The organism is Brevundimonas sp. GCM10030266 (assembly GCF_042666595.1).
In the GTDB taxonomy this organism is placed as follows: Bacteria; Pseudomonadota; Alphaproteobacteria; order Caulobacterales; family Caulobacteraceae; genus Brevundimonas.
This window is the reverse complement of record NZ_JBHTCY010000001.1, coordinates 655,159-680,118: the sequence shown is the minus strand read 5'-3', so window position 1 is coordinate 680,118 and position 24,960 is coordinate 655,159. Positions and strand designations below refer to the sequence as shown.

22 protein-coding genes and 1 riboswitch are annotated in these 24,960 nt (G+C 69.6%); of the genes, 11 read left to right on the top strand and 11 right to left on the bottom strand.

Annotated elements, in window-relative coordinates:
- Positions 1-68: 68 nt before the first annotated feature.
- Positions 69-1,673 carry a bifunctional phosphoribosylaminoimidazolecarboxamide formyltransferase/IMP cyclohydrolase gene (gene purH / locus ACFQQC_RS03545; protein WP_376859746.1) on the bottom strand — a complete coding sequence of 535 codons (1,605 nt, stop codon included), beginning with the start codon at positions 1,671-1,673 and terminating at the stop codon, positions 69-71.
- A 132-nt stretch (positions 1,674-1,805) separates the two neighbouring features.
- Here purH and ACFQQC_RS03540 point away from each other — a divergent pair, with 132 nt between their 5' ends.
- Both ACFQQC_RS03540 and ACFQQC_RS03535 read left to right on the top strand, forming a co-directional pair.
- Entirely contained in the window at positions 1,806-2,114 is a 309-nt protein-coding gene (locus ACFQQC_RS03540) for an autorepressor SdpR family transcription factor (protein WP_376859744.1), read from the top strand.
- Positions 2,099-2,473 (top strand): ammonium transporter, encoded by a 375-nt coding sequence (locus ACFQQC_RS03535; RefSeq protein WP_376859742.1) that lies wholly within the window; start codon positions 2,099-2,101, stop codon positions 2,471-2,473. Before ACFQQC_RS03540 ends, ACFQQC_RS03535 begins: the two co-directional genes overlap by 16 nt.
- A gap of 4 nt (positions 2,474-2,477) precedes the next feature.
- Here the strand turns inward: ACFQQC_RS03535 and ACFQQC_RS03530 are convergent, their stop codons facing one another.
- Entirely contained in the window at positions 2,478-3,029 is a 552-nt protein-coding gene (locus ACFQQC_RS03530; RefSeq protein ID WP_376859740.1) for a prolyl-tRNA synthetase associated domain-containing protein, read from the bottom strand.
- Positions 3,030-3,082: 53 nt separating this feature from the next.
- On the opposite strand from ACFQQC_RS03530, the gene ACFQQC_RS03525 reads away from it, so the two are divergent.
- Positions 3,083-3,823, top strand: a complete 741-nt coding sequence (locus ACFQQC_RS03525; protein ID WP_376859739.1) for a DUF6065 family protein — start codon at positions 3,083-3,085, stop codon at positions 3,821-3,823.
- Between the two features lie 55 nt (positions 3,824-3,878).
- Here the strand turns inward: ACFQQC_RS03525 and ACFQQC_RS03520 are convergent, their stop codons facing one another.
- The 6 genes from ACFQQC_RS03520 to ACFQQC_RS03495 form a co-directional block, all read right to left on the bottom strand.
- Positions 3,879-4,430, bottom strand: a complete 552-nt coding sequence (locus ACFQQC_RS03520; protein WP_376859737.1) for a hypothetical protein — start codon at positions 4,428-4,430, stop codon at positions 3,879-3,881.
- 82 nt (positions 4,431-4,512) lie between these two features.
- Positions 4,513-5,142, bottom strand: a complete 630-nt coding sequence (locus ACFQQC_RS03515) for a LysE family translocator (protein ID WP_376859735.1) — start codon at positions 5,140-5,142, stop codon at positions 4,513-4,515.
- A gap of 41 nt (positions 5,143-5,183) precedes the next feature.
- Positions 5,184-5,795, bottom strand: a complete 612-nt coding sequence (locus ACFQQC_RS03510) for a hypothetical protein (protein ID WP_376859733.1) — start codon at positions 5,793-5,795, stop codon at positions 5,184-5,186.
- A 107-nt stretch (positions 5,796-5,902) separates the two neighbouring features.
- Positions 5,903-6,364, bottom strand: coding sequence for a translation initiation factor IF-2 (locus ACFQQC_RS03505; RefSeq protein ID WP_376859731.1), 462 nt, complete (start codon positions 6,362-6,364; stop codon positions 5,903-5,905).
- Between the two features lie 74 nt (positions 6,365-6,438).
- On the bottom strand, positions 6,439-6,918 hold the full coding sequence (locus ACFQQC_RS03500; protein WP_376859730.1) for a hypothetical protein: 480 nt from the start codon (positions 6,916-6,918) through the stop codon (positions 6,439-6,441).
- Between the two features lie 30 nt (positions 6,919-6,948).
- Complete coding sequence (locus ACFQQC_RS03495) at positions 6,949-8,187, bottom strand: argininosuccinate synthase (protein ID WP_376859728.1); 1,239 nt, start codon at positions 8,185-8,187, stop codon at positions 6,949-6,951.
- Between the two features lie 332 nt (positions 8,188-8,519).
- On the opposite strand from ACFQQC_RS03495, the gene ACFQQC_RS03490 reads away from it, so the two are divergent.
- Positions 8,520-9,416 carry an aldo/keto reductase gene (locus ACFQQC_RS03490; RefSeq protein ID WP_376859726.1) on the top strand — a complete coding sequence of 299 codons (897 nt, stop codon included), beginning with the start codon at positions 8,520-8,522 and terminating at the stop codon, positions 9,414-9,416.
- On the opposite strand, the gene ACFQQC_RS03485 is transcribed toward ACFQQC_RS03490, so the two are convergent.
- Complete coding sequence (locus tag ACFQQC_RS03485) at positions 9,400-11,214, bottom strand: TonB-dependent receptor plug domain-containing protein (protein WP_376859724.1); 1,815 nt, start codon at positions 11,212-11,214, stop codon at positions 9,400-9,402. The two genes, ACFQQC_RS03490 and ACFQQC_RS03485, sit on opposite strands and share 17 nt — an antisense overlap.
- A 162-nt stretch (positions 11,215-11,376) precedes the next feature.
- A riboswitch (cobalamin riboswitch) is annotated at positions 11,377-11,519 on the bottom strand.
- A gap of 98 nt (positions 11,520-11,617) precedes the next feature.
- On the opposite strand from ACFQQC_RS03485, the gene mutS reads away from it, so the two are divergent.
- The 6 genes from mutS to ACFQQC_RS03455 all read left to right on the top strand — a co-directional run bounded on the left by mutS (position 11,618) and on the right by ACFQQC_RS03455 (position 20,959).
- Complete coding sequence (gene mutS / locus ACFQQC_RS03480; RefSeq protein WP_376859722.1) at positions 11,618-14,329, top strand: DNA mismatch repair protein MutS; 2,712 nt, start codon at positions 11,618-11,620, stop codon at positions 14,327-14,329.
- The gene (glnD, locus tag ACFQQC_RS03475) at positions 14,326-17,004 is read left to right on the top strand and encodes a [protein-PII] uridylyltransferase (RefSeq protein ID WP_376859720.1); all 2,679 of its coding nucleotides are present in this window, start codon (positions 14,326-14,328) and stop codon (positions 17,002-17,004) included. The genes mutS and glnD overlap by 4 nt, the downstream gene beginning before the upstream one ends.
- A 30-nt stretch (positions 17,005-17,034) precedes the next feature.
- A complete protein-coding gene (gene murJ, locus ACFQQC_RS03470) occupies positions 17,035-18,630 on the top strand; it encodes a murein biosynthesis integral membrane protein MurJ (protein WP_376859718.1) in 1,596 nt (531 codons plus the stop codon).
- Between the two features lie 144 nt (positions 18,631-18,774).
- On the top strand, positions 18,775-19,848 hold the full coding sequence (gene trpS / locus ACFQQC_RS03465) for a tryptophan--tRNA ligase (RefSeq protein ID WP_376859717.1): 1,074 nt from the start codon (positions 18,775-18,777) through the stop codon (positions 19,846-19,848).
- A gap of 2 nt (positions 19,849-19,850) precedes the next feature.
- Complete coding sequence (locus ACFQQC_RS03460; RefSeq protein ID WP_376859715.1) at positions 19,851-20,285, top strand: hypothetical protein; 435 nt, start codon at positions 19,851-19,853, stop codon at positions 20,283-20,285.
- The gene (locus ACFQQC_RS03455; RefSeq protein ID WP_376859713.1) at positions 20,282-20,959 is read left to right on the top strand and encodes a GNAT family N-acetyltransferase; all 678 of its coding nucleotides are present in this window, start codon (positions 20,282-20,284) and stop codon (positions 20,957-20,959) included. The genes ACFQQC_RS03460 and ACFQQC_RS03455 overlap by 4 nt, the downstream gene beginning before the upstream one ends.
- On the opposite strand, the gene ACFQQC_RS03450 is transcribed toward ACFQQC_RS03455, so the two are convergent.
- Together ACFQQC_RS03450 and ACFQQC_RS03445 are read right to left on the bottom strand one after the other, a co-directional pair.
- Complete coding sequence (locus tag ACFQQC_RS03450) at positions 20,956-22,293, bottom strand: RsmB/NOP family class I SAM-dependent RNA methyltransferase (protein WP_376859711.1); 1,338 nt, start codon at positions 22,291-22,293, stop codon at positions 20,956-20,958. The two genes, ACFQQC_RS03455 and ACFQQC_RS03450, sit on opposite strands and share 4 nt — an antisense overlap.
- A 47-nt stretch (positions 22,294-22,340) precedes the next feature.
- Positions 22,341-24,332, bottom strand: a complete 1,992-nt coding sequence (locus tag ACFQQC_RS03445) for a potassium transporter Kup (protein ID WP_376859709.1) — start codon at positions 24,330-24,332, stop codon at positions 22,341-22,343.
- A 157-nt stretch (positions 24,333-24,489) separates the two neighbouring features.
- Here ACFQQC_RS03445 and ACFQQC_RS03440 point away from each other — a divergent pair, with 157 nt between their 5' ends.
- Complete coding sequence (locus ACFQQC_RS03440; protein ID WP_376859707.1) at positions 24,490-24,960, top strand: Rrf2 family transcriptional regulator; 471 nt, start codon at positions 24,490-24,492, stop codon at positions 24,958-24,960.

Below are 24,960 nucleotides of genomic sequence, written 5' to 3'. Positions count from 1 at the left end.
CGACCCACACCCCTGCACCGTCCGCGCTCAAGCAGCGAGGCACCGCGAGCCGAGCGCTAGCGCCAGAATTAATGCCGGAAGACCCGAACTCCGGTGAAGGCCATGGCGATGCCCTTCTCGTCGGCGGCGGCGATGACCTCGGCGTCACGCATCGAGCCGCCCGGCTGGATCACCGCCGTAGCGCCTGCCGCGACCGCTTCCAGCAGGCCGTCGGCGAACGGGAAGAAGGCTTCCGACGCGCAGGCCGACCCCTCGGCCAGCGAATGGGCCAGACCCTTGGCTTCGCCGGCTTCCTTGGCGCGGATGGCGGCGATGCGGGCCGAGTCCCGGCGGTTCATCTGGCCGGCGCCGATGCCGGCCGTCTGGCCGTCCTTGGCGTAGACGATGGCGTTGGACTTCACGTGCTTGGCCACGGTGAAGGCGAACAGCATGTCCTGGATCTCGGTCGGCGTCGGCTGGCGGCGCGTGACGATCTTCAGGTCCGAAGGCTTGATCAGGCTGCGGTCGCGGGACTGCACCAGGAAGCCGCCGGCGACCGAACGGAACACTTCGCCCGCGCCGTGCGGGTCGGGCAGGCTGTCGGTGATCAGCAGGCGCAGGTTCTTCTTGGCGGCGAAGACTTCCTTCGCCTCATCGTCGGCGCCGGGGGCGATGACCACTTCGGTGAAGATGTCGGTGATGGCGCGGGCGTCGGCGCCGTTCAGCGGGCGGTTGACCGCGATCACACCTCCGAAAGCGGAGACGGCGTCGCATTCCAGCGCGCGGGCGTAGGCTTCCGACAGGTCCTTGCCGACCGCCACGCCGCAGGGGTTGGCGTGTTTGACGATGACGACGGCGGGCTGCTCGAACTCGGCCACCAGCTCATAGGCGGCGTCGGCGTCGGCGATGTTGTTGTAGCCCAGCTCCTTGCCCTGGATCTGGGTGGCGTAGGCGACACCGGGGCGCGCTTCGCCCGTGCGGTAGAAGGCGCCCGTCTGGTGCGGGTTCTCACCGTAGCGCAGGGTCTGGGCCAGCGAGCCGGCGATCGACTTGCGGGCCGGGGCCTCGTCGCCGACCTGACCGGCGAACCAGCCCGAGACGGCGGCGTCATAGGCGGCGGTGCGGGCGAAGGCGCGGGCGGCGAGGCGCTTGCGCAGCTCCAGCGAAGTGGCGCCATCAGCCTTCAGCGCTTCCAGCACCTGATCGACCGCATCCTTGTCGACGCAGACCGCGACATAGCCGTGGTTCTTCGAGGCCGAGCGGATCATGGCCGGGCCGCCGATGTCGATGTTCTCGACGGCGGCTTCAAAACCACCGCCCGAGGCTACCGTGGCCTCGAACGGATAGAGGTCGATCCAGGCGATATCGATGCCGCCGATACCGTGTTCGGCCATGGCCGCGGCGTGGCTGGGTTCATCCCGCACGCCCAGCAGGCCGCCGTGCACCACCGGGTGCAGGGTCTTGACCCGGCCGTCCATCATTTCCGGGAAGCCGGTCAGGTCGGCCACATCCTTCACCGGCAGGCCGAACCCGGCGATGGCGGCGCGGGTGCCGCCGGTCGAGACCAGTTCGACGCCCAGATCGTGCAGGGCGCGGGCGGCTTCCTCCAGACCGGTCTTGTCGCTCAGCGAAATCAGGGCGCGCTTCGGCGCCACGCGGTTCGGCGCGGGGGGAAAATCGGGAGCGGCGGGCATGGCGACGTCCGTGTCTGGAATGGGGTCGGGGAGACGCGCGGGGCTCTAGCACGGGGACGGACGAAAAGTCAGCAAACCACCCGGAAAAGAAGGTCGCTTGACTCATTTCGATGATTAGCTAATCATCATAATATGAGTTCGGTCTTCAAAGCCCTGTCCGATCCCACCCGTCGCCGGGTCCTGCAGCTGCTGCGGCAGGGGCCGATGAGCGCGGGCGAGCTGAGTGATCAGTTCGACGTGTCGAAGCCGACGATGTCGGCGCATTTCGCGGTGCTGAAGGAGGCCGATCTGGTGCACGCCGAGAAGACCGGGAAGTCGGTCATCTATCACCTGAAGCTGTCGGTGCTCGAGGAGGCGCTGCTGGGCTTCGTCCATTCATTCGGCCTCGGCGCGGAGACGCCGGAGCCCGGAAAGGAGACTGCGCGATGGAGAAGGACCTGATCCCGAGCCTGATGTGGGCAGGCGGGCTGATCGCCCTGGCGCTGGCCGCCAGTCTGGCCCGGCAGATGGGCTATCTGGACAGTGACGGCGTGAACCGCATCGTCATGGGCGCCATCGGCCTGATGCTGGTGTGGCTGGGCAACCGGATGCCCAAGGCTTTCGTGCCCAGCGCCCAGGCCCGGAAGGCCAACCGGGTCGGCGGCTGGTCCATGGTGATCAGCGGGCTGATCTATGCGGGCTTCTGGGCGTTCGCGCCGGTGGATGCGGCAGTCTGGGGCGGGTGCGCCGCTGTGGCGGCGGGCATCGCGGTGACGATGGGGTACTGTCTGCACCTCCGCACCGGTGGTGAGCCGGCCTGAGGCGTCAGTCCGCCGCCATCGCTTTAAAATCCACCACCCTCACCGGCGCCCGGCCCATGGCCTCCAGCGCCTTGCGGAACTCGCCTTGCGCCAGTGCGGTCGTGGCGGTGTTGGTCAGGGGGTGGAAGTTGACGATGTCGGCGTCCCACAGGGCCTTGTCGAGGATGAAGGTCACGCGCTGGTCCGGGTCATTGATCAGGGCCAGGGCCGTGACCGAGCCGGGGCGGACGCCCAGGGTCTCGTAGAGCAGATGCTCATTGCCGAAGGAGAGGCGATCCGAGCCGATGGTCTTCGGCGCCCGCTTCAGATCGACCACTGTGTCCTGCCGGGCCGAGATCAGCCACAGCTTCCCCTTCTTGTCCTTGAGGAAGAGGTTCTTGGTGTGGGCGCCCGGCATGGCCGCCTTGAGCTCCAGCCCCTCCTCGACGCGGAAGACGGCGGGGTGGTCGTGGGTGGTCTGCGCGATCCCCTGTTCGGCCATCCAGTCCAGAAGGCGGTCGCGGTCGAAGGCCGGTTCGGCCACGGGGACGGAGGCGGTCGGGTTGTCTTCGGTCATCGGGCTTCGGTAGGGAGGAGGGACCGTATTCGCTTACCCGCCGGAGACCGCCCGTGGAACTGGAATGCTATCCGATGTCGCGGCAACCGCCGGATCTGGTGCCGGGCCGGGTCTCGCGGAACTGGATGGACGCCTTCGCCCAGCGGCACCCCTATCGCTGCCTGCCGCTGAACATGGCCAATACGACGGGGTGGGAGATCCTGGTCCCCTTCACCTTCACGGCCGAGTGGAACGGCGGGCCAAGCCAGAACGACATCGTCATCACGCCGGAGCGACCCAATCCGCAGCTCAGCCATTTCGTGACCTCGCACTTCTCGCGCGGGGTGCTGACCCTGCATCCGCAGTACCTGTTCCGCACGCCTCCGGGCTGGGGGATGCTGGCCGGCGGATCGCCCAACCATGTGAAGGACGGCATCCAGCCGCTGGTGGGCCTGATCGAGACGGACTGGCTGCCCTTCCCCTTCACGATGAACTGGATTTTCACCCGCCCCGGCAAGGTGAAGTTCGAGAAGGGCGAGCCCTTCTGTTTCATCACCCCGGTGGAGCACCGCAAGGTCGAGGCCTTCGAGCCGGTGATCCGGTCGCTGGAGTCCAACCCGAACATGAAGGGGCAGTATGACGCCTGGCTGAAGTCGCGGTCGGACTTCAACAACCGGCTGGCCGCCGGCGACGCCGAGGCGACGAAGGAGCAGTGGCAGCGGTTCTACTTCAAGGGCGAGATCCCCGCGGACCTCGGCTCGGCGCCTGCGACCCACACCAACAAGCGGCGGCTGAAGTCGCCCCGGGTGGGATAAACAAAAAGGCCCCGTCGGCGAACCGGCGGGGCCTTTCTGCAGTCCGGTGGACGGATCAGCTGCGCGGAACGCGCGAGCCGAGGTTGTTGACGACCTCGCGGGCGTCGAAGGCGTTGGGATCGTTGGTCGGCTTGGAGCCGCGACCCAGGACGACCTCGGCGGTGGCCTCGAAGCGGTCGATCTCGCGCACGTCGAAGTCACGGCCGAACGGATCGCGATAACCCCACGGGCTCCAGTAGCCGCGGCGGTAATAGCGCCACGACGGACCCCAGTAAGGGCTGTACCGGTCATAATAGAACGGGTCCGGCACGGCCTGCAGGCGGACATCGCGGTCCGTGGCGCGGTTCACGGTGGCGAACCAGTCGTGGCCATTTTCCAGCGTCAGTTCGGCCGCGCGCAGCAGCAGCGACATCTCGACCTGTTCGCGCGAGGTCACGGAATTGCCCGCGAAGCTGACGCGGAAACGGTCGGAATCGACGCGCTGTTCGGAATAGCCGTAGCGGCTGTCAGGGCCGGCCGGGGCGTAGGGCGTTGCGGTGGCGCAGGCGGACAGGGCGAGCGCCGCGGCCGTCACCAGCAGCACAGGCTTGAGGAAACGGGTGTTCATGGGATGCTCCTTGATGCGCCTACTTAGCGCCTTCTCGGCTGAACGGGACATGAACGGCGCCGGTTCCAATGTCGGCAAGCCGTTATAAACGCGAAAGAATAAGCACGGCGGCAGCGATCAGGAGAACGCCGGTCAGAAGGGCGAAGCCCTTTCGAAATCTGGGTTCGGACATGCGCCTGGACAAGGCCGCCCCGCCCAGACCGTAGGCGGACATGCTGACCACGTCCATGCCGATGGCGGCGACCGCGAACAGGGCCAACTGAGGCGCGGCGGGCCGGTTGACGTCGATGAAGGGCGGCAGGACCGCCGTAAAGAACAGGATGGCCTTGGGGTTGGCGATCTGGACCATGAAGCCGTCGATCAGGGCGCTGCGGCCCATCTTCACGGTCGGGGCGTCAGGATCGGCCGCCGTCGCGAAGGCGCCGCGCAGGGCCCGGTATCCCAGCCAGGCGACATAGAGGGCGCCGGCGATGGAGATGAAGCGAAAGACCTCGGGGAAGGCCGAGACGAGCGCGCCGAGACCCAGGGCGGCCGCGCCGAACCAGACCAGGGTGGCGGCGTTCATCCCGACCACGCCGGCCATGGCCCCGGCCTTGCCGCGCTGGACCCCGTTGGCGACCGAGAAGACGTTGGCCGGTCCGGGCGTGACCGCCATCACGGCCATCACCCCCAGGAAGGTGGCGTAGAGATGCGGATCGACGGGAAGGTCCATGCGCCGATCCTGTCGGACCGGCGTGGCCCGCGGTCAAGCTGTCAGTCGGCGCGCGCCGGGGACGGCGTGGGGGCGGGGGTCGCCACGGCCACCGCGACGGTGCCCGCCTCGGCGTCCTCGAGCGAAACGTCGATCTCGCCGCCGGTGACCTCGTCGATCGAATCCAGCGCCTCGCCCAAGGCGTATTCGGCGACCAGGCCGTAGGTGGCCATGTGCTCGGGATCGTTCGAGGCCCAGGCGCCGTTGGCGGCGACGCCGGTCGCGGCGTGAAGGACGCCGGATTCATTCACCCCGGCCATGGCCTCCTCGATGATGCCGCCGATGTCCACGTCGGCCAGCGCCGCGCCGGCGATGGCGCCCGCGTGTTCGGTGACGATGGCGGTGAAGGCGGTGACGTCCGGCTCATACTCGGCCCAGAGGGCGGCGATCCGGGTCTTCTTCTCGGTCTCGGACAGGGCGTCGTCGTCCGAGATGGCGTCGGCGCGTTCGCCGAAGGCCTCCATGCGGGTCTCCAGCCGTTCGGCGGCGGCCTCGATGGCGGCTTCGGCCGCATCGCTGGACGCATCGGACGCGGTGGTTTGCGGGTCGGCCGCGACCGCCGCCGTGATCGGCAGGACGGTGAGGGCGGCGGCGAGGGAGAGGGCCTTGATCATCGAACGGCTCCAGCGAAGGGCAGGACCGGAAGGTCCGCCCAACGCCGGGCGTTCTCAAGTGAAATCGCGGTAAGGCGGCCAGGAGCGGCCGTTGTGCGCGCCAAGCCCTATTCGGCAGAGGCGGGAGCTTCAGCCGCGGCTGCGGCTGCGGCCGCAACGATCTGGCTGCGGATCATGGCCGGCAGGCCCAGGATCTGTTGGGTCGCGACCGGAATGGTCTGGAGCATTTCAGCCTTCTCTTCCGCGTCCGTTTCCTTGGCCGCCTGCGCTTGAAGGAAGACGGTCAGTTCATCGACGAAGGCCTGCATTTTCGGCTGGTAGCGGGCCTCGATGGCGTCCAGATCGCTGTTCACGCGCGCCTGATCGCCGCCGGCCTTGACCACGGCGTCCATCTCCTGGGCCATGGTCCGGAACTCGGTCTGGAAGGCCTGGGCGCGAAGCTGGAAGGCGGCTTCGGCGGGATCGACGGGAGCCGGGGCCACGGGCGGGGCGGCGGGGGCTTCCTGGGCCAGGGCGGCGGGAGCGGAAACCAGCAGCGCCGAGGCGGCGAGGATGAGACGGATGGACATCGGCAGAGCTCTTGCAGGCCAGGGGGGACGCCAACCCTACCGGCCCCAGCCCCTCCCGCCAAATCCGGACTAAGTCAGCGCGCCATGAAGACGCCGGCCAAGGCTCCGGCGATGGCGGCTTCCCGGCTGGCCCGGTCCACCCGCGCCTGGGTGTCGAACATGAGCGCGGGCATCCTGGCGGGCAGTTCCCGAAGGCTCGCTTCCGCCTGCTGCGCGCCGGCAAGCATGCGTTCGCGTTCAGCCTCGTCCGTCGCCGCCGCGATGTTCGGCGCCAATAGATCCCGCAGGGTCGCCGCGTGGGCGTCGAAGAGCGGCTGATACCGGGCGGCGACGGCTTCCATGTCGCGTTGCGCACGGTCCCGGTCGCCGCGGGCGCCGCGGTAGGCGGCGTCCATTTCGCCCGCCATCTCGCGGATCTTAAGGGCGATGGCCTGCGCCAGCGTCGCCTCCGCGGCGGCTGTAGCCGGCGGCCGGTCCTGCGCGACCGCCGCGGTCGCGCCGCCGGCAAGCGCCAGCGTGACCGCGACGACGGCCAGTTTTCCCGTGATCTGCATCGGTTCCCCCCCGTTGAACAGGGAGGAAGCCTAGCCGCGCGCGTTACGCTTGCCCAGCACGCGCAGGCGCAGGGCGTTCAGCTTGATGAAGCCCTCGGCGTCGTGGTGGTCGTAGGCCTGGACGCCTTCCTCGAAGGTCACCAGATCCTGGTCGTACAGGCTCTGCTCGCTCTCGCGGCCGATGACCGTGGCGTTGCCCTTGTAGAGCTTGACCCGGACCGTGCCGGACACCTTCTGCTGCGAGTAGTCGATGGCGGCCTGGAGCATCTCGCGCTCGGGCGAGAACCAGAAGCCGTTGTAGACGAGGTGGGCGTACTTCACCGCCAGTTCGTCCTTCAGGTGCATGGCGCCGCGGTCCAGCGTGATCGACTCGATGCCGCGGTGGGCCGCCAGCAGGATGGTCCCGCCCGGGGTCTCATAGACGCCGCGCGACTTCATGCCGACGAAGCGGTTCTCGACCAGATCCAGACGGCCGATGCCGTTGTCGTGGCCGTACTGGTTCAGAGCGGTCAGCAGCGTCGCCGGGCTCATGGCCTCGCCGTTGATCGAGACGGCGTCGCCCTTCTCGAAGCCGATGGTGATGACGGTGGCCTGATCCGGCGCGTCTTCGGGCGAGATGGTGCGCTGGTGGACGAACTCGGGGGCCTCGACCGCCGGGTCTTCCAGAACCTTACCTTCCGACGACGAGTGCAGCAGGTTGGCGTCGACCGAGAAGGGGGCCTCGCCGCGCTTGTCCTTGGCGATCGGGATCTGGTGCCGCTCGGCGAAGTCGAGCAGGGCCTCGCGCGACTTGAACTCCCATTCACGCCAGGGCGCGATCACGCGGATGTCGGGCTCCAGACCATAGTAGCCCAGCTCGAAGCGAACCTGATCATTGCCCTTGCCGGTGGCGCCGTGACAGACGGCGTCGGCGCCGAGCTGGCGGGCGATCTCGATCTGGCGCTTGGCGATCAGCGGACGGGCGATCGAGGTGCCGAGCAGGTACTGGCCCTCGTACAGGGCGTTGGCGCGGAACATCGGGAAGACAAAGTCGCGGACGAACTCCTCGCGCAGGTCGTCGATGAAGATGTTCTCGGGCTTGATGCCCATCTTCAGCGCCTTCTCGCGCGCCGGGGCCAGTTCCTCGCCCTGACCCAGGTCGGCGGTGAAGGTGATGACCTCGGCGTTATATTCGGTCTGCAGCCATTTCAGGATGATCGAGGTGTCCAGGCCGCCGGAGTAGGCGAGCACGACCTTCTTGACGGGCTTCTTGGAGGCGTCGGACGACATGGGCATGATCCTTCGACGAACGCGGGGAGGCGTTCCTTGCATTTGGCGCGCTTAAAGGGCCTGACGCCCTGTGATGCAAGGGCGGGATTGGGGCAGGGGGCGTCCGGGGAGGATTATTCCCTGTCGCACGGCGATGTCTTCCCATTCCCCGATCATCCGTCGCCGAATTCTCCTGTGGATTGTGTGCGATTTCCTCGCAGCCCGCAGTCGGCGGGGAAAGGAGTTATCCTTCAGATTGGACTAATGAAAATGCGCGGATCGGCGTTCGGCGGGTAAGATTCGGTCAATGTCTCGGAAGGGGGGCCTTAAGCATTCGCGCGCAAGGTAGGGTCGTGATCCCCAACCGCGCCCCGTCCCCGGTCGAAAAGCTGGCGCTCGCCGTCGTGCACCAGCCTGAACGCGCCACACCCGCGCCCGCCGGTGCGCGCGAGGACGCGCTGCGCTTCCTGCTGCAGACCGCCGCCGACGCCGGCGTGACGGTCGTGGCGACCCGCCCGGATGGAGACGGCGAACGCCTGCTGGGGCAGGCCTGGCCTTTCCCCTCGCCCTTCCGCGTGACCGTCCGCACCGTCTCCATCGAGGAGGGCGTCGATCGCGTCGAGGCGCGCGCCCGCCGTTCGCTGGAACGGATGGGCCTGCCGCGCGGCGATACGCTTCTGGCCTCGCGGGCGTCCGATCTGGTCGGCGCCGAGGGCCGCGCCCTGTGGGACCGGATGCAGGCGCTGAAGGATCGCGGCCTGTTCCGCCGCATCGGCTTCTGCGCCACCGTCGAGGACGGCCCGGCGCTGCTGGCCCGCCGCTTCCAGCCGGACGTGGTGCAACTGCCCTGCAGCCTGCTGGACCAGCGGGTGCATCGCACCGGCGTGCTGGACGAGATCGCCTCGCTGGGCGTCGATCTGCATGGGTCGTCGGTCTTCGCGGGCGGCCTGCTGTTCATGAGCGGCGACGCCCTGCCGCCGGAAATGGCGCATCACGCGCCGCAGCTGTCGCGCATCCGCCGCCGTCTGGCCGAGGCCCGGGTGGATCCGATGCAGGCGACCCTGGCCTATACGCTCAGCCTGCCGCAGGTCTCGGCGGTCATCGCCAGCGCGGCCTCCGCCGCCGAGATTCGCGCCGTCCTGGCCGCCGCACATGCGCCGGCGCCGGCCCTGGACTGGGAGAAGCTGCAGCTCGAGCACCCGGCCGCCGGGGCGGCCGGGCTTCGCGCCCGGATCAGTAGCGCAGCCTGATCCCGACGTAGCCGGAGCGACCCGGCTCGCCGTAGCCCAGCACCTGCTGGTAGTGCTCGTCCGCCAGGTTCTCGACGCGCGCCGTCAGAGTGACGTTGTCGGTCAGTTCATAGGCCGCGTTGACGTTGGCGGTGATGAAGCCGTCGCGCACCCCGCCCGAGTCGTCCTGATCGCTTTCGGCGCGGACGGTCAGGGCGCCGGACAGGCGGTCGCCCGTCCAGCCGAGGGTGGCCGAACCCGACTGTTCCGGCACGCGCAGCAGCCGGGCGCCGGTGGTGTCGTCGCGGGCGTCCGTCCAGGCCCAGGCGAGGCTCAGATCGAAGCCGTTGGTCAGCACCATCTGGCCTTCCAGTTCGACGCCCTCGGTCCGGGTTCTGGCCAGATTGACATAATAGTAGGACGAGAAGTCGGCCGCGCTGAAGGGCGTGATCTGGTTTTCGATGTCCAGACGATAGACCGTCGCCCGGCCTTCGATCCGGCCGTCGAGTGCGCGCCAGCCCAGCGCCGCCTCATAACCTTCCGCCGTTTCCGGCGACAGGACCGGGAAGACGGCCAGCCCGTAGCAGTAGTCGCAGGCGGCCTGGCTGACGGACGGCGCCTTGAAGCCGGTGCCGTAGGCGCCCGACAAGGTGAAGCCCGGGCCGAAGTCCCACGCCGCCGAGACGCGGCCGGTGGTCTTGGAGCCGAAGTCCGTATCGTCGAAGCGCAGGCCGCCGGTGACGCTCAGGGCCTCCGTGACCTGATAGCGGCCGGTGGCGAAGGCCGCGGTGTTCTCAAGGCTGACGTCGGCGCCCGTCGACAGGCTGCCCTGGCTTTCCTCCCGCTCGGCGCCGAAGGCGTAGGTGGTCGCGCCCGTCTCGCCATTGGCCTGCCAGCGATAGGCCTGACGGTCGGCCTCGAAGACCGAGCCGAAGGCGCTGAAGGTCTCGCGCTCGATGTTCGAGCCCGAGACGCTGAACTGATGTTCCAGACCCAGCGCATCGACGGTGGCGCGGAGGACGCCGGACCACTGTTCGGACTCCGACCGGTCGGCGTTGTCGGAGATGGGGAAGCCGTTATCGAGGTCGGCCTCACTGCGCGACCAGCGGGCCGAACCGTCCAGCTTCACCGCCGGAGAGACGGCATAGCGGCCGCGCACGCCGACCGTGGTGTTGTCGAACCCGTCGGCTTCCGGATTGCCGTTCGCTTCATCCGCGACGGAGATGCCGTCGGTGGTGAAGCGCGAGACATAGCCGCCCAGCGCCCAGGTCTCATTGGCCGTGCCGACGGCCAAGCGACCGCGCGCGGTGTCGAAGCTGCCGGCCTCGGCCTCGGCGCGGACGCCGTTGATCTCGCGGGTGGTGAAGGCGATCACGCCGCCGATGGCGTCCGAGCCCCACAGCGAGGACTGCGGACCCGACAGGATTTCGATGCGCTCGACATCCCCCAGATCGAAGCCTGAGAAATCATAGGCGCCGTTCGGCTCGGCCGCGTCGTTCACGGGTGCGCCGTCGACCAGCACCAGGGTCTTGCCGGGCGTCGCGCCACGCATGCGGACCTGGGCCACGCCCCCATAGGCGCCCGAACGCGTGACCGACAAGCCGGGCACGTCGCTGAGGATGTCGGCGGCGAAGACGGCGCCGCGCTGTTCAATGGCGGCGCTGTCGATGACGCGGGCGCCGGGCGTATCGCTGACGATGGCCGGGATGCGGGTGGCGGTGACCACCACTTCTTCCAGCTCATTCGCCGATTGGGCGAAGGCCGGGGCGGCGAGGGCGGCGGTCAGGGCCGCCGTGGACAGGAGAATGGAGCGCTTCATTGAGCGGGAACCCCTTCGGCCCCGCGAAGACGCGCGTGGGGCCATCATGAGCGAGCCGATCCGCCGGGCCTGAATGGTCCGGACGGCGCAAGATCGGGTCGCTGCGACGGAAGTCCCGCGCTGCTGTCTGGTCCCGGACAGGAGCGAGCGACGGTGGCGGCCAGGTCTCCTGGCTTGCGGGTCAAAACTCGAAGCCCTCGCCTTCCCGGCCCGGGGACCAGTGGCGCCGGGGCGAGCCCCGGACGGACAGCGAACTCGCCGCCTACAGTTGCGGGCACAGCCGCGGTGTCTGACCGCGTTCCCTTAACCGCCGGTGCGGCTTGTCGCAGTGCGGCGATGCTTGTGCAAGACGGGCGGATCACGCTTGAGAGGACGGCCCTGATCCGTCACCCTGACGCCACGCATGAACGCTCCCCTCGCCCACCCGCCGCAAACCGACGCCGTTCCCTCGCTGGAGGGCGCGACGCCCTTCATGGCGCAGTATCTGACGGCCAAGGCCGGGCAGCCGGACGCCATCCTCTTCTTCCGGATGGGCGACTTCTACGAGCTGTTCTTCAGGGACGCCGAGATCGCGGCGGCGGCGCTGGGCATCACCCTGACCAAGCGGGGCAAGCATCAGGGCGAGGATATCCCGATGGCCGGCGTGCCGGTGCATGCGCTGGACGGCTATCTGGCGCGGCTGATCCGGCAGGGGTTCAAGGCGGCGATCTGCGAACAGCTGGAAGACCCCGCCGAGGCCAAGAAGCGCGGCGGCAAGGCGGTGGTGCATCGCGGCGTGGTGCGGGTGGTCACGCCGGGCACCCTGACCGAGGACAGCCTGCTGGATGCGCGCGGCGCCAACCGGCTGGCCGCCGTGGCGGTGCGCAAGGGGCGGGCGGCGGTGGCGGTGGTCGAGCTGGCCGGAGGACTGGTCGATGTGGTCGCCTGTCCGCTGGAAGACCTCGGCGCAACCCTGGCCTCGTTCCGACCGTCGGAGGTTCTGGTCCCGGACCGGCTGTTCTCGGACGAGGACACGAAAGACGCGCTGAACAGTTCGGGCGGGGTGGTGCAGGCCCTGCCGCAGGCTCTGGCCGAGCCGGTCGGGGCCAAGGTGCGGGTGGAGCGGCTGTATGGCGTCGCCTCGCTGGACGGCTTCGGCGCGTTTGAAGAGGCCGAGGTCTCGGCCCTGGGCCTGATCGCCGCCTATCTGGAGACGACGCAGGCCGGCAAGATCCCGGCCCTGACGCCGCCGCGCCGCTCGGGCGATACCGGCTTCCTGGCCATCGATCCGGCGACCCGGCTCAGCCTGGAGATCGACCGCACCCAGCGCGGCGAACGCGACGGCTCCCTGCTGGCCTGTATCGACCGGACCGTGACATCGGGCGGGGCGCGCGCACTGGCCGAACGGATCGCCCGGCCGCTGCGGGACACCATCTCCATCAATCACGGACTGGATGCGGTCGAATGGCTGCTGGAGCGGCGCGACCTGCGCCGGGATGTTCGCGACGGGCTGAAGGCGTCGTCGGACGTGGCGCGCGCTGTTTCGCGACTGGCGCTGGGCCGGGGCGGACCGCGCGATCTGGCCGCCATCCGCAACGGCCTGTCCATCGCCGAGGGCATCGCGGGCCTGTTCCCGCCGGTCGCCGATCCCCTGACCGGACCGCCGCCGCGCATCGCCGCCTGTGTCGACCGGATGACCCTGTCGCCCGATCTGGGTCGGCTGCTGGTCGATCTGGCCGAGGGTCTGGTCGCCGAGCCGCCGCATCTGGCGCGCGACGGCGGCTTCGTGAACCCCGACTTCCGCCCCGAACTGGACGAGGCCCGTCGCCTGCGCGACGACAGCCGCCGGGTCGTGGCCGATCTGGAGGCGCGCGCCGTCGCCGAGTCCGGCGTGGCCTTCAAGATCAAGCACAACGCCGTGCTGGGCTATTTCCTCGAGACCAGCGCCAAGGCCGCCGAGCCCCTGCTGCGCCCGACGGAGGACAGCCCCTTCATCCACCGCCAGACCCTGGCCAACCAGGTCCGCTTCACCACGGTCGAACTGTCGGAGCTGGACGCCAAGATCAGCCAGGCCGGTCACCGGGCCCTGGCCATCGAGGGCGAGACGTTCGAGATCTGGCGGCGCACGGTGCAGTCCCTGTCGCAGCCGCTGCAGGCCGTGGCCGAGGCGCTGGCCGAGCTGGACGCCCACGGGGCGCTGGCGGAGTGGGCCGAGGAGGTGGGCGCGGTCCGGCCTTCGGTCGATGACACCCTCTGCTTCGAGATCACCGCCGGACGTCACCCGGTGGTCGAGGCGGCGGTGAAGGCGGCGGGCGATCCCTATACGCCGAACGACTGCAAGCTGGACGGCGCCGGTCAGGGCTGCGCGCGCCTGAGCATCGTCACCGGGCCGAACATGGCCGGCAAGTCGACCTTCCTGCGCCAGAACGCCCTGCTGGTGGTGCTGGCCCAGGCCGGCGCCTTCGTGCCCGCCAAGGCGATGCGGTTGGGCGTGGTCGACCGGCTGTTTTCCCGTGTCGGGGCGGGAGACGATCTGGCCCGCGGGCGTTCCACCTTCATGATGGAAATGGTCGAGACCGCCGCCATCCTGACCCAGGCCACGGACCGCTCTTTCGTTGTGCTGGACGAGATCGGCCGCGGCACCGCCACCTACGACGGTCTGGCCATCGCCTGGGCGACAGCGGAGGCCCTGCACGACCGCAACCGCGCGCGCACCCTGTTCGCCACCCACTACCACGAGCTGGCCAGCCTCGAGACGCGGCTGGCCCACGTCTGCAACCTGTCCATGAAGGCCAAGGAGTGGAATGGGGAGCTGATCTTCCTCCACGAGGCGGCGCCCGGCGCCGCCGACCGTTCCTACGGGGTGCAGGTGGCGCGGCTGGCGGGAGTGCCGGGACCGGTGGTGGCCCGGGCGCGCGAGGTGCTGGACCGGCTGGAAAGCGACAAGGCCGCCGGCGCCAATCTGAACGACCTGCCGCTGTTCGCGGTCAGTGAACCGCCCGCGCCGGAGCCGGTCCGGTCCTCGGCCGTCGACGACGCCCTGCAGGGCATCGAGCCGGATGAGCTGACCCCGCGCGAGGCGCTGGAGGCCCTGTATCGCCTCAAGGGACTGGCGAAGGGGACGGTGGGTCGGTGACCGACACCCTCGACGCGCGGCTGGCGGAGGCGGCCGGGGCGTCGGACGTGCGCAAGGCCGTGGCCGCGATCCTGCGCGAAAGCTGGGACGCGGGCCGGGCCAGGGCGGCGCGGCGGCTGGAGGCCGGCGGCGAGGGGGTCGAGGTGGCGCGCCTCTATTCCGACGCCGCCGACGACATGCTGACCGCCCTGTGGCGGTTCACCACGGAGGTGCTGTATCCGGCGCCCAATCCGACCGAGGCCGAGCGTCTGAGCCTGATCGCCGTGGGTGGCTATGGCCGGGGCGTGTTGGCGCCGTTTTCGGATCTGGACCTGCTGTTCCTTCGCCCGTGGAAGTCGATCCCGCGCTCCGAGCAGGTGATCGAGTTCATGCTCTATGTCCTGTGGGATCTGGGCGTGAAGGTCGGGCAGGCGGCCCGCTCGGTGGACGAGAGCCTGTCGCTGGCGAAGACCGACATGACCGTCCGCACCGCCCTGCTGGAGGCCCGTCCGCTGGTGGGCGACCGGGCGCTGTCGGACGACTTCATCGCCCGCTTCCAGGCCTTTGTCCTGAAGGCCGACCCGCGTCCCTTCATCGCCGCCAAGCTGGAGGAACGGAACGTCCGCCATCAGAAGACCGGCGCGGTCCGTTACCGGGTCGAGCCCAATGTGAAGGACGGCAAGGGCGGGCTGCGCGATCTGAACACCCTGTTCTGGATTGCCCGCTCACTGGCCCCGGACAGTCTGCTGGGCGCCCGGGTGATGGACGATCTGCTGACTTCGCGCGAACGGCGGACATTCGAGGAATCGTTCGACTTCCTGTGGCGCACGCGGGCGCATCTGCATCTGCTGGCGGGCCGCGCCGAGGAGAAGCTGACCTTCGACCTGCAGCCGGAGGTGGCGCGCCGCATGGGTTGGCAGGGGCGGGGGGATGAACCGGCCGTCGAGCGGTTCATGCGCCGCTACTTCCTTGTCGCCCGCGACGTCGGGGCCCTGACGCGGGCGACCTCGGCCAAGCTGGAGGCGCGCCACCAGAAGCGGGCGATGAGCCTGTCGCGCCTGATCCCCGGCCGGAAGAAGAACCTCGGCGTCGAGGGCTTTGTCGAGGTGGCGGGGCGGTTGTCGGTGACCGGGCCGGAGGTGTTCTCGGACGATCCGACCAAGCTGCTGATCCTGTTCCGCACGGCGGACGAGCATGATCTGGACCTGCATCCGGACGCCTTCTCGGCGGTGACGCGGTCGTTGTCGCTGGTGACTCCTTCGCTGCGGCGGGATGCGGAGGCGACGCGGGCCTTCCTCGACATCCTGACCGGCCAGCGGCCCTATCGCGTGCTGACGCTGATGAACGAAACGGGTCTGCTGGGCCGGTTCCTGCCCGAATGGGGGCGGATCGTCGGCCAGACCCAGTTCAACATGTACCATGCCTTCACGGTGGACGAGCACACCCTGCAGGCCATCGGCATCATCAACGATATCTGGCGCGGCAAGCTGAAGGCCGACCACCCGACGGCGACCGAGATCGTCCACCGGATCGATGATTTCGAAGCCCTGATGCTGGCCATGCTGCTGCACGACGTGGGCAAGGGCGGGGACCGGGGGCAGCTGGAGGACGGCGCCTTCGCCGCGCGCCGGGCCTGCGACCGGCTGGGGCTGGATCCGCGCCGGATCGAGTTCGTCGTCTGGCTGGTGCGCAACCATCTGGCGCTCAGCGACTACGCCCAGAAGCGCGACGTGTCCGATCCGGCGACGGTGCGGGCCTTCGCCGGACTGGTCGGGGATCCGGAGCGGCTGCGGACCCTGCTGGTGCTGACGGTGGCGGATGTGCGGGCGGTGGGGCCGGGGGTGTGGAACGGCTGGAAGGGCCAGCTGATGCGCGACCTGTATCAGCGCACCGAGGCGGTCTTTCGGGGCGAGGATGTGACCCGGGCCGATCCGCTGGCGGACTTCCCCGATCTGGTGACGCGGGCGGCCCGGTCGGGCGCGGCGGCCAGCGTGGTGACCGGGCGTGAGACGGATGAGGGCGAGACGCCGCTGGCGGCGGCGCGGATCGCGGTGGCGGCGAAGGACAGGCCGGGCCTGTTCGCCGATCTGGCGGCGGCGCTGGCGGCGGGCGGCGCGGACGTGGTCGGCGCCCGGGTGGCGACGGCTGAGGACGGCACGGCGCTGGACGTGTTCGAACTGCAGGACGGATCGGGCGCGCCCTATGGCCAGGCCGAGCCGCGTCGGCTGACCCGGCTGGTGTCGGCGCTGGAGGCCGCGGCGCGCGGCAAGGGCGTCGGGACGCCGCCGGAGCCCCCGCCCAATCCTCGTCGCGCGGCCTTCGACGTGCGGCCCGTCGCCCTGATCGATCTGGACGAAAGTCCTGATGCGGCGGTGATCGAACTGTCGGGGGCGGACCGTCCGGGCCTGCTGGCCGAGCTATCGCGGGTTCTGGCCGATCACGGCCTGTCGATCCGCTCGGCCCATATCGCGGGCTTCGGCGAGCGGGCGGTGGACAGTTTCTACGTCACAGACGCGAACGGGAAACGCCCGAAGGCCGGGCCGAAGCTGGAGCGTCTGAGGGCGGCGCTGGAGGCGGTTCTGGATCGTCGCGACGCCAATGGCCGGTCGGTGTCCGCGCCCGTCCGCGCCAGCCTGCGCGACGTGTCCGAGTTCGGACGGAAACGGCCCGTATCGCCCCGCCCGGAAGCGCGCTAATCCACGGGCTCACGCCCCTTCGAGTTCCCCATGAGCCTCGCCCGTAACACCCTGGTGCAAGCGACCCTGACGCTGGGGAGCCGTATTCTGGGCTTCGCCCGCGATCTGGCCCTGTCGGCGCGGTTCGGGCAGGGGCCGATGATGGACGTCTGGGCGACCTGCCTGATGTTGCCCAACCTGTTCCGCCGCCTGTTCGCCGAGGGGGCCTTCGCCCAGGCCTTCGTGCCGGTCTACGGCGGGGTCAGGGCGCGGGAGGGCGACGAGGCGGCGGCCGTAACCGCCTCCGAGGCGCTCAGCTTCATGTTCGCCGTGGTGGCGGCCTTCTGCATCGTCCTGCAGATCCTGATGCCGTGGATCATGCCCTGGCTGCTGTCGGCCTGGCGCGACGACGCGGCGGTGATGCGGACCGCGGTGATCGCCACGCAGCTGGCCATGCCTTACCTCGCCTGCATGACCATCGCCTCCCTGCTGTCGGGAGTGCTGAACACCGGCGGCCGGTTCGCCCTGTCCGCGGCGGTGCCGGTCTTTCTGAACATCTGCACCCTCGTGCCCCTGCTGGCGCCGAGCGTGATGCCGATCAGCCAGCCGACCACCCTGCTGGCCGCGGCGGCGGCGGTGACGGTTTCGGGCCTGATCCAGGCCGGGCTGCTGTGGTGGGGCGTGCGCCGTCTGGGCGTGACCCTGAAACTGGGCGTGCCGCGCCTGACGCCGAACGTGAAGCGGGCGCTGGCGCTGGCCGTGCCGGGCGCGCTGGCGGGCGGGGCCATGCAGATCAACTCGGTGGTCAGCCAGGTCCTGACCGGCACGGACGAGGGCGCCCGCTCGGTGCTCTATAACGCAGACCGCCTGTACCAGCTGCCGCTCGGTCTGGTCGGGGTCGCCATCGGCCTGGCGCTGGTGCCGCGCCTGACCCGCGCCTTCGTGCAGGGCGACCATGAGGGCGGCCGCAAGACGCTGGATGACGGCATCACCCTGGCCATGGCCTTCACCCTGCCGGCGGCGGTGGCCCTGTTCGTCATTCCCTTCTTCATCATCGACGCGACCGTGACCCGCGGCGCCTTCACAAGCGCCGACGCCGCCCGCACCGCCGATGTCCTGCGTCAGTTCGCCTGGGGCGTGCCGGCCTTCGTGCTGGCCAAGGTGCTGACCCCGCCCTTCTTCGCCCGCGAGGACACGCGCCGGCCCATGATCTTCGCCGTCTCGGCGGTGGTCTTCACCGTGGTGGTCGGCTCCGCCCTGTTCTTCTGGCTGTCGGCCAACGGCCATGACGGCGTGCTCGGCCTCGCCGTCGCGACCAGCCTGTCGGCCTGGCTGAACGTGGCCCTGCTGGGCGGGACATTGATCCGCGAGAAGGCCTGGCATGCCTCGACCGCCTTCGTCTCGCGCTTTTCGCGGGTGCTTCTGGCCAGCGGCGTGATGGCCGCGGCCCTGCTGGCGGCGGGGATCGGCTATGAGATCCTGAGCCGCATCTTCCTCGCCAAGGAGGTCGCCGTGCTGGTCGTGGCCGGCGTGGGCGCGGCGCTCTACGGCGCCTGCCTGCTGCTGTTCCGGGCGGTCAGCCTTCGTGAACTGAAGGCCGTGCTGCGTCGCGAGCCGGGCGGGTCCATCTCCTCCGGTCTGGACTGACCGTCAGCGAGGCGATAAGCGCGAAGGCATGACGATTTCCGGATCGACCTTCGCCGCCCGTCGATGGCGCCGCTGAACCGTTCCAGCACCTTGCCGTGCGCGCGGCCGCGCGCCTGATCCAGATTTCCTCCCGAGTATCCGACCATGACCGATTCCAACCCGGCCCCGACTGCTCCGGCGTCCGCCCCGTCGCCCGTTCCGGCGTATGATGGCCCGCGCCGCATCCTGTCCGGCATCCAGGCCTCCGGCGCCCTGCATCTGGGCAACTACCTCGGCGCCCTGAAGCGTTTCACCCAGCTGCAGGACACGGGCGCGCCCTGCTTCCTGTTCGTCGCCGACCTGCACGCCATCACCGTCTGGCAGGATCCGGCCCTGCTGACCGCCCAGACGCGCGAGATCGCCGCCGCCTATCTGGCCTCGGGGCTGGACCCGGCCAAGTCGGTGATCTTCCCGCAGTCGGCGGTGCGCGCCCACACCGAACTGGCCTGGATGTTCAACTGCGTCGCCCGCCTCGGCTGGCTGGACCGGATGACCCAGTTCAAGGAGAAGTCCGGCAAGCACAAGGAACGCTCGTCGGTCGGCCTCTACACCTATCCGGTGCTGCAGGCGGCGGACATCCTGCTCTACAAGGCCACCGAGGTGCCGACGGGCGAGGACCAGAAGCAGCACCTTGAGCTGACCCGCGACATCGCCGCCAAGTTCAACAACGACTTCGGCGTGCCCGGCTTCTTCCCCCTGCCGGACCCCCTGACCCAGGGCCCGGCGCCGCGCGTGATGAGCCTGCGCGACGGGGCGGCCAAGATGTCCAAGTCCGATCCCTCGGACGCCTCGCGCATCAACCTGACCGACGACGCCGACACCATCGTCGCCAAGATCCGCAAGGCCAAGACCGATCCCGGCAATCTGCCCGAGGACGTCGACGGCCTGAATGACCGGCCCGAAGCGAAGAACCTAGTCACCATCTACGCCGCCCTGGCGGATGAGACGAAGGAACAGGTCCTGCGCGAGTGGGGTGGCAAGGGCTTCGGCCAGTTCAAGCCGGCGCTGGCCGAGCTGGCCGTGGCTTCGATGGCTCCGGTCACGGCCGAGATGCGCCGCCTGATGGCCGACACCGCCGAGATCGACAAGGTTCTGAAGGACGGCGCCGAGCGGGCGTCGACCATCGCGGATCCCGTGGTGGCCGAGGTGAAGAAGATCATCGGCTTCTGGGGCGGCTGACCATGATCGAACTGCTGTTGAGCCTGTCGACGCCGCCGGCGCTGGTTCAGGTCCAGACGACGGGCGATCTTCGTCTGGGCGACAGCGGCATGGTCATCGAACGCACCCGGGGCGGTTTCACAGGCAGCTTCCACGCCATCGTCTTCAACCCGGGCAAGGCGCCGGATCGACTGGTCGGCGTGTCCTCTCCGGAGGCCGGGTCCGTGACGTCCGAGGTCGTGGTCTATGACGAGGACATGCGGCGAGCCGTCCAGAGCGATCCCCTCGCGATCCCGCCCGGCGGCCGGATTCTGGTGCGGGCGACCCTTGCGTTGTCGACCGACGACTTCCCTCGCGGCGTCCCGGTGTCGGTGACGTTCGAGCGGGCAGGGACGCTGAGCGTGATCGTCTCCCCCCAGTCCAGCGCAATCATCGTGCCGCCGGTCGCCACGCGGTGAGCCACGGGGCGCACCCGCTCGACCAAGCCGTCCATAACGCCCTGACCAGCCGTCAGGCGGCGCTGTCGATCCGCGAGGGCGATGTGATCCGGTTCGATCCGGACCATGCCCTGTTCGCCGCGGCCGGGCCGTCGGCGACGGCGGCGGACTGGGTCGTCCTGGCCCGATCCACGGGCCGGCTGGCCCTGTTCGAGGCGGACGCGGTCGTGCCGGCGGGGCTGGTGGAGGTTGATCGTATCGACTGCCTGCAGATGACGGCGACCGCGATCAGCGGGGGCGGCAAGTCGGTCGCGTTCGAGCTCCTGACCGACGCCGACGGGCCGGAGATGCTGGCGCTGGCGACCCTGACCCAGCCGGGGCCCTTCTTCTCGAAGACCCATCGGCTCGGCTCGTTCATCGGCATCCGCCGCCAGGGCGTGCTGGTCGCCATGGCGGGCGAGCGGATGACCCTGGACGGCTTCACCGAGGTCAGCGGCGTCTGCACCCACCCGGATCATCGCGGCCATGGCCATGCGGGCGCCCTGATGCGGGCGGTGGGGCAGCGGATTCTGGATCGTGGAGACAAGGCCTTCCTGCACGCCCGCATCGGGCATGCGGCGACCATCGCCTTCTACGAGACGCTGGGCTTCAGACCGCGCATCACGCCCAGCTATGTGGTGATGGACCTCGCCTAGGAGACGCGATCCAGCCGCGCGACGAAGAAGCCGTCGACGCCGCCCTTCTCCGTCCACATGGACGGCAGGATGCGCAGCCAGCCTTCGGGCGTCAGGGCCTCGTCCGGGGCGCCGATCTCGCCCGGGATCGCCGGGGCGGTCCTGAAGGCCGGGTTGCGGCGCAGGAAGGCGATGATCTGGGTCTCGCCCTCTTCGCGCTCCATCGAGCAGACGCAATAGACCAGACGGCCGCCCGGCTTCACGCGCCCGGCGGCGACGTCGAGCAGGCGGTGCTGAACGTCGGCCAGCTTGGCGACGTCGGCGGGCTTGGTGGCGCGCAGGACTTCCGGATTGCGGCGGAAGGTGCCGGTGGCGGTGCAGGGGGCGTCCAGCAGGACGGCGTCGAAGGTGCGGTCGTCCTCCCAGTCCTCGGCAGGCAGGGCGACGACCTCGGCGGACAGGCCGGTGCGCTCCAGATTGGCGTGCAGGCGCTTCAGGCGGTTTTCGGACCGGTCCAGCGCCACCACCGTCGCGCCCGAAGCGGCCAGCTGCAGCGTCTTGCCGCCGGGCGCGGCGCACAGGTCGATGACCGACTCTCCGGCCTTGGGGGCCAGCAGGCGGGCGGGGACGGCGGCGGCGGCGTCCTGGACCCACCAGCCGCCCTCCTCGAAGCCGGGCCAGCCGGCCACGTCGCCGCGGCGACCGGTACGCACCGTTCCGCCGGGCAGGACCTCGCCGTCGAGTTCGGCGACCAGGGCGGCGGCGTCTGTGCCGGGCTTGAGGCTGAGATCGGTCGGCGGCTCCTCGCGGGCGGCGAGGGCCAGGGCGATCAGGCCCTGCTCGCCCCAGGTCGCCTTCCAGCGGGCGGCCAGCCAGTCGGGCAGGTTGCTCTCGGCGGTGGTCAGGCCGGGGCCGTCACGGCCGACTCCGCGCAGCACGGCGTTGACCAGATTCTTGTAGGGCCGGGTCTTGGGGTCGCGCTCGGCCAGTTTCACGGCGGTCGAGACGGCGGCGAAGGCGGGCGTCTCCAGCACCAGGGTCTGGGCCAGGGCGATGCGCAGGATGGTGCGGACGGCCAGCGGCGGGGCCTTGTTCAGGCGGCGGTCGAGGATCTGGTCGATCTCGCCCAGACGGCGCAGGGCGGCCATGGCCACGGCGCGGGCGAAGGCCCGGTCCGGCCCTTCCAGAGAGGCGACCTCGCGGAAGGTGAGGGCGGAATCCAGACCGCCCCGGCCCTCCAGCGCGGCGTTCAGCAAGATGCCGGCGGCGATGCGGGCCTCGATGCCGATGTCGGCGGCTTCGTCGCGCGGAGCCTCGACGCGCGGGGGACGCGGACCGCGGGCCTTATCGGCCATCCGGCGACCCCGGGCTGCGGAGTTGCGGCCTGCGCCGTTGCGATCGGTCATACGGAAACCTGCGTGCCCAGTTCGACCACGCGGCCGGGAGGAATGTGGAAGAAGTCGGTCGGGTTGGCGGCGTTGCGCATCAGGAAGATGAACAGCCGATCCTGCCACAGGGGCATGCCTTCGGTGGAGGAGGCGATGACCGAGCGGCGACCCAGGAAGAAGCTGGTCGACATGATATCGAACTTCAGCCCCTGCTTGCGGCACACGCCCAGCGCCTTGGGCACATTGGGCTGTTCCATGAAGCCGTAGGAGATGACCAGCTTCTTGAAGTCGTCCGAGATCGGCTCGATCGACACTCGGTCGGCCGGGTTGACCCGCGGCCGGTCGGTGGTGCGGACGGTCAGGATGACGTTCTTCTCGTGCAGCACCTTGTTGTGCTTGAGATTGTGCATCAGGGCGACGGGCGCGATGTCCGGGTCGCTGGTCAGGAAGATGGCCGTGCCCGGGGCGCGGTGCGGCGGGCGGGCGCGCAGCATCTCGATCAGGTCGATCAGCGGCAGGCTGTCCTTGCGGGTCTTGGCGGTCAGGATCTGGGTGCCGCGCACCCAGGTCCACATCAGCAGCACCAGGGCCGCGCCCAGCACCAGCGGCATCCAGGCGCCGTCCGGGATCTTCAGCAGGTTGGAGGTCAGGAAGACGGTGTCGATGAAGCCGAACGGGATGAGGGTGGCGAGCACCGCCCACATCGGCCATTTCCACTTCTTGGTGATGACCGAATAGGCCATCAGGGTGTTGACCAGCATGGTGCCGGTGACGGCCACGCCATAGGCGGCGGTCAGGTTATGCGAGCTCTGGAAGACGACCAGCAGCACCAGCACGCCGATCATCAGCAGGCTGTTGACCGCCGGGACATAGATCTGGCCGGCCTGGCTCTCGGAGGTGTTGAGAATCTGGATGCGCGGCAGCAGGCCCAGTTGGACCGCCTGCTGGGTCACCGAGAAGGCGCCGGTGATGACGGCCTGCGAGGCGATGACGGTGGCGGCGGTCGCCAGCGCCAGCATCGGCCAGTAGATGGCCTGCGGCACCATGCTCCAGAACGGGTTCTCGGAGGCGGCGGGGTTGTCGAGGATCAGGGCGCCCTGACCGAGATAGTTCAGGGTCAGGCAGGGCAGGACGAAGAACATCCAGCCCGCGCGGATCGGCGATTTCCCGAAATGGCCCATGTCCGCATACAGGGCCTCGGCCCCGGTCACGGCCAGGAAGACGCTGCCCAGAATGATGAAGCCCAGGAAGCCGTCCTTGATCAGCAGTTCCACGCCGTAGTGGGGCGACAGGGCGCGCAGGATCGAGATGTCGTCGAAGATGTGGATCAGGCCCAGCACGCCCAGGCACAGGAACCAGACGGCGGTGATCGGGCCGAACCATTTGGCCAGACCCGCCGTGCCGCGCGCCTGCACCATGAACAGGGCGATCAGGATGCCCGCCGAGACGGGGACGATGAAGGGATCGAGGCTTCCGCCGACCCCCGGCGCTTCCTTGACGCCCTCGATGGCCGACAGGACCGAGATGGCGGGCGTGATGATGCCGTCGCCGTAGAACAGGGCGGCGCCGCAGACGCCGAGGATGAAGATCAAGGCCGAGCGGCGGCCGATGGCGTTCTGGGCCAGGGCCATCAGGGCCAGGGTGCCCCCTTCGCCCTTGTTGTCCGCGCGCATGAGGAAGAAGACGTATTTGAACGTCACCACCACCATCAGCGCCCAGAAGGCCAGCGAGACCACGCCGACCACGGCCAGATCGCCGCCGACGCCGCCGCGGGCGTGGTCGATGGCTTCACGCAGGGCGTAGAGCGGGCTGGTGCCGATGTCGCCGAAGACGACGCCGATGGCGCCGAGGATCAGGCCGGCCTTGCCCGCCTTGCCGACCGCATGGCCATGGCCATGCCCTTCCGCGCCGGGGGCGGCGGGAGCAGGGTTGGCGGTCTGGGAAGAGGGGGACAGGTCGCCGGCGCCGTTCGCGCCGTCTTCACCTTGGGGAGAGGCCCCGGCCATGAAGTTCCTCCGGGGCTCCGCTCGGCGCGGCCCCATCAAAGAGCGGCGAGCCTTTAGGCTCTTTCAGCAGGTGTTTCAATCGTGCTGCAGGTGCGAAGGTTGCGTCTGTTTGTGAAACGCACCCGGAACGCCTATCTTGGGGTTGAAGAGAGCGCACATGTCAGACAGTCAACGCTTCCCCGTCGCCGCCCACTCGCTGGCCTATCTGGCCCACAAGGGCGCCTACTCGCCGGCAGAGGCCGCGCCGAGCGCGGTTCTGGCCGCCTCGGTGCCGACCAACCCCGTCGTGGTTCGCCGCGTCACCGCCCTGCTGGCCAAGGCGGGACTGATCGCCACCCGCCCCGGCGCGTCCGGCGGGGCCTGGCTGCTGCGCCGGCCCGAGGACATCCGGCTGGACGAGGTGCTGAAGGCCGTGAACGGCTGCGCCCACATCGGCTCGACGCCCGCCGGCGCGCGCGGTTGCCCGGTCAGCGAGCACATTCCGCGTCAGGTGGCCAAGGCCCTGACGGCGGCGGACGAGGCGGCGACCGTCGCCCTGTCGAAGATCACCATCGCCGACCTGCTGGCCGAGAACCCGGCCTCGCTGGCGGGCTTTGCGCTCCACAAGTCCTGCCCCGTCGCGGCCTGA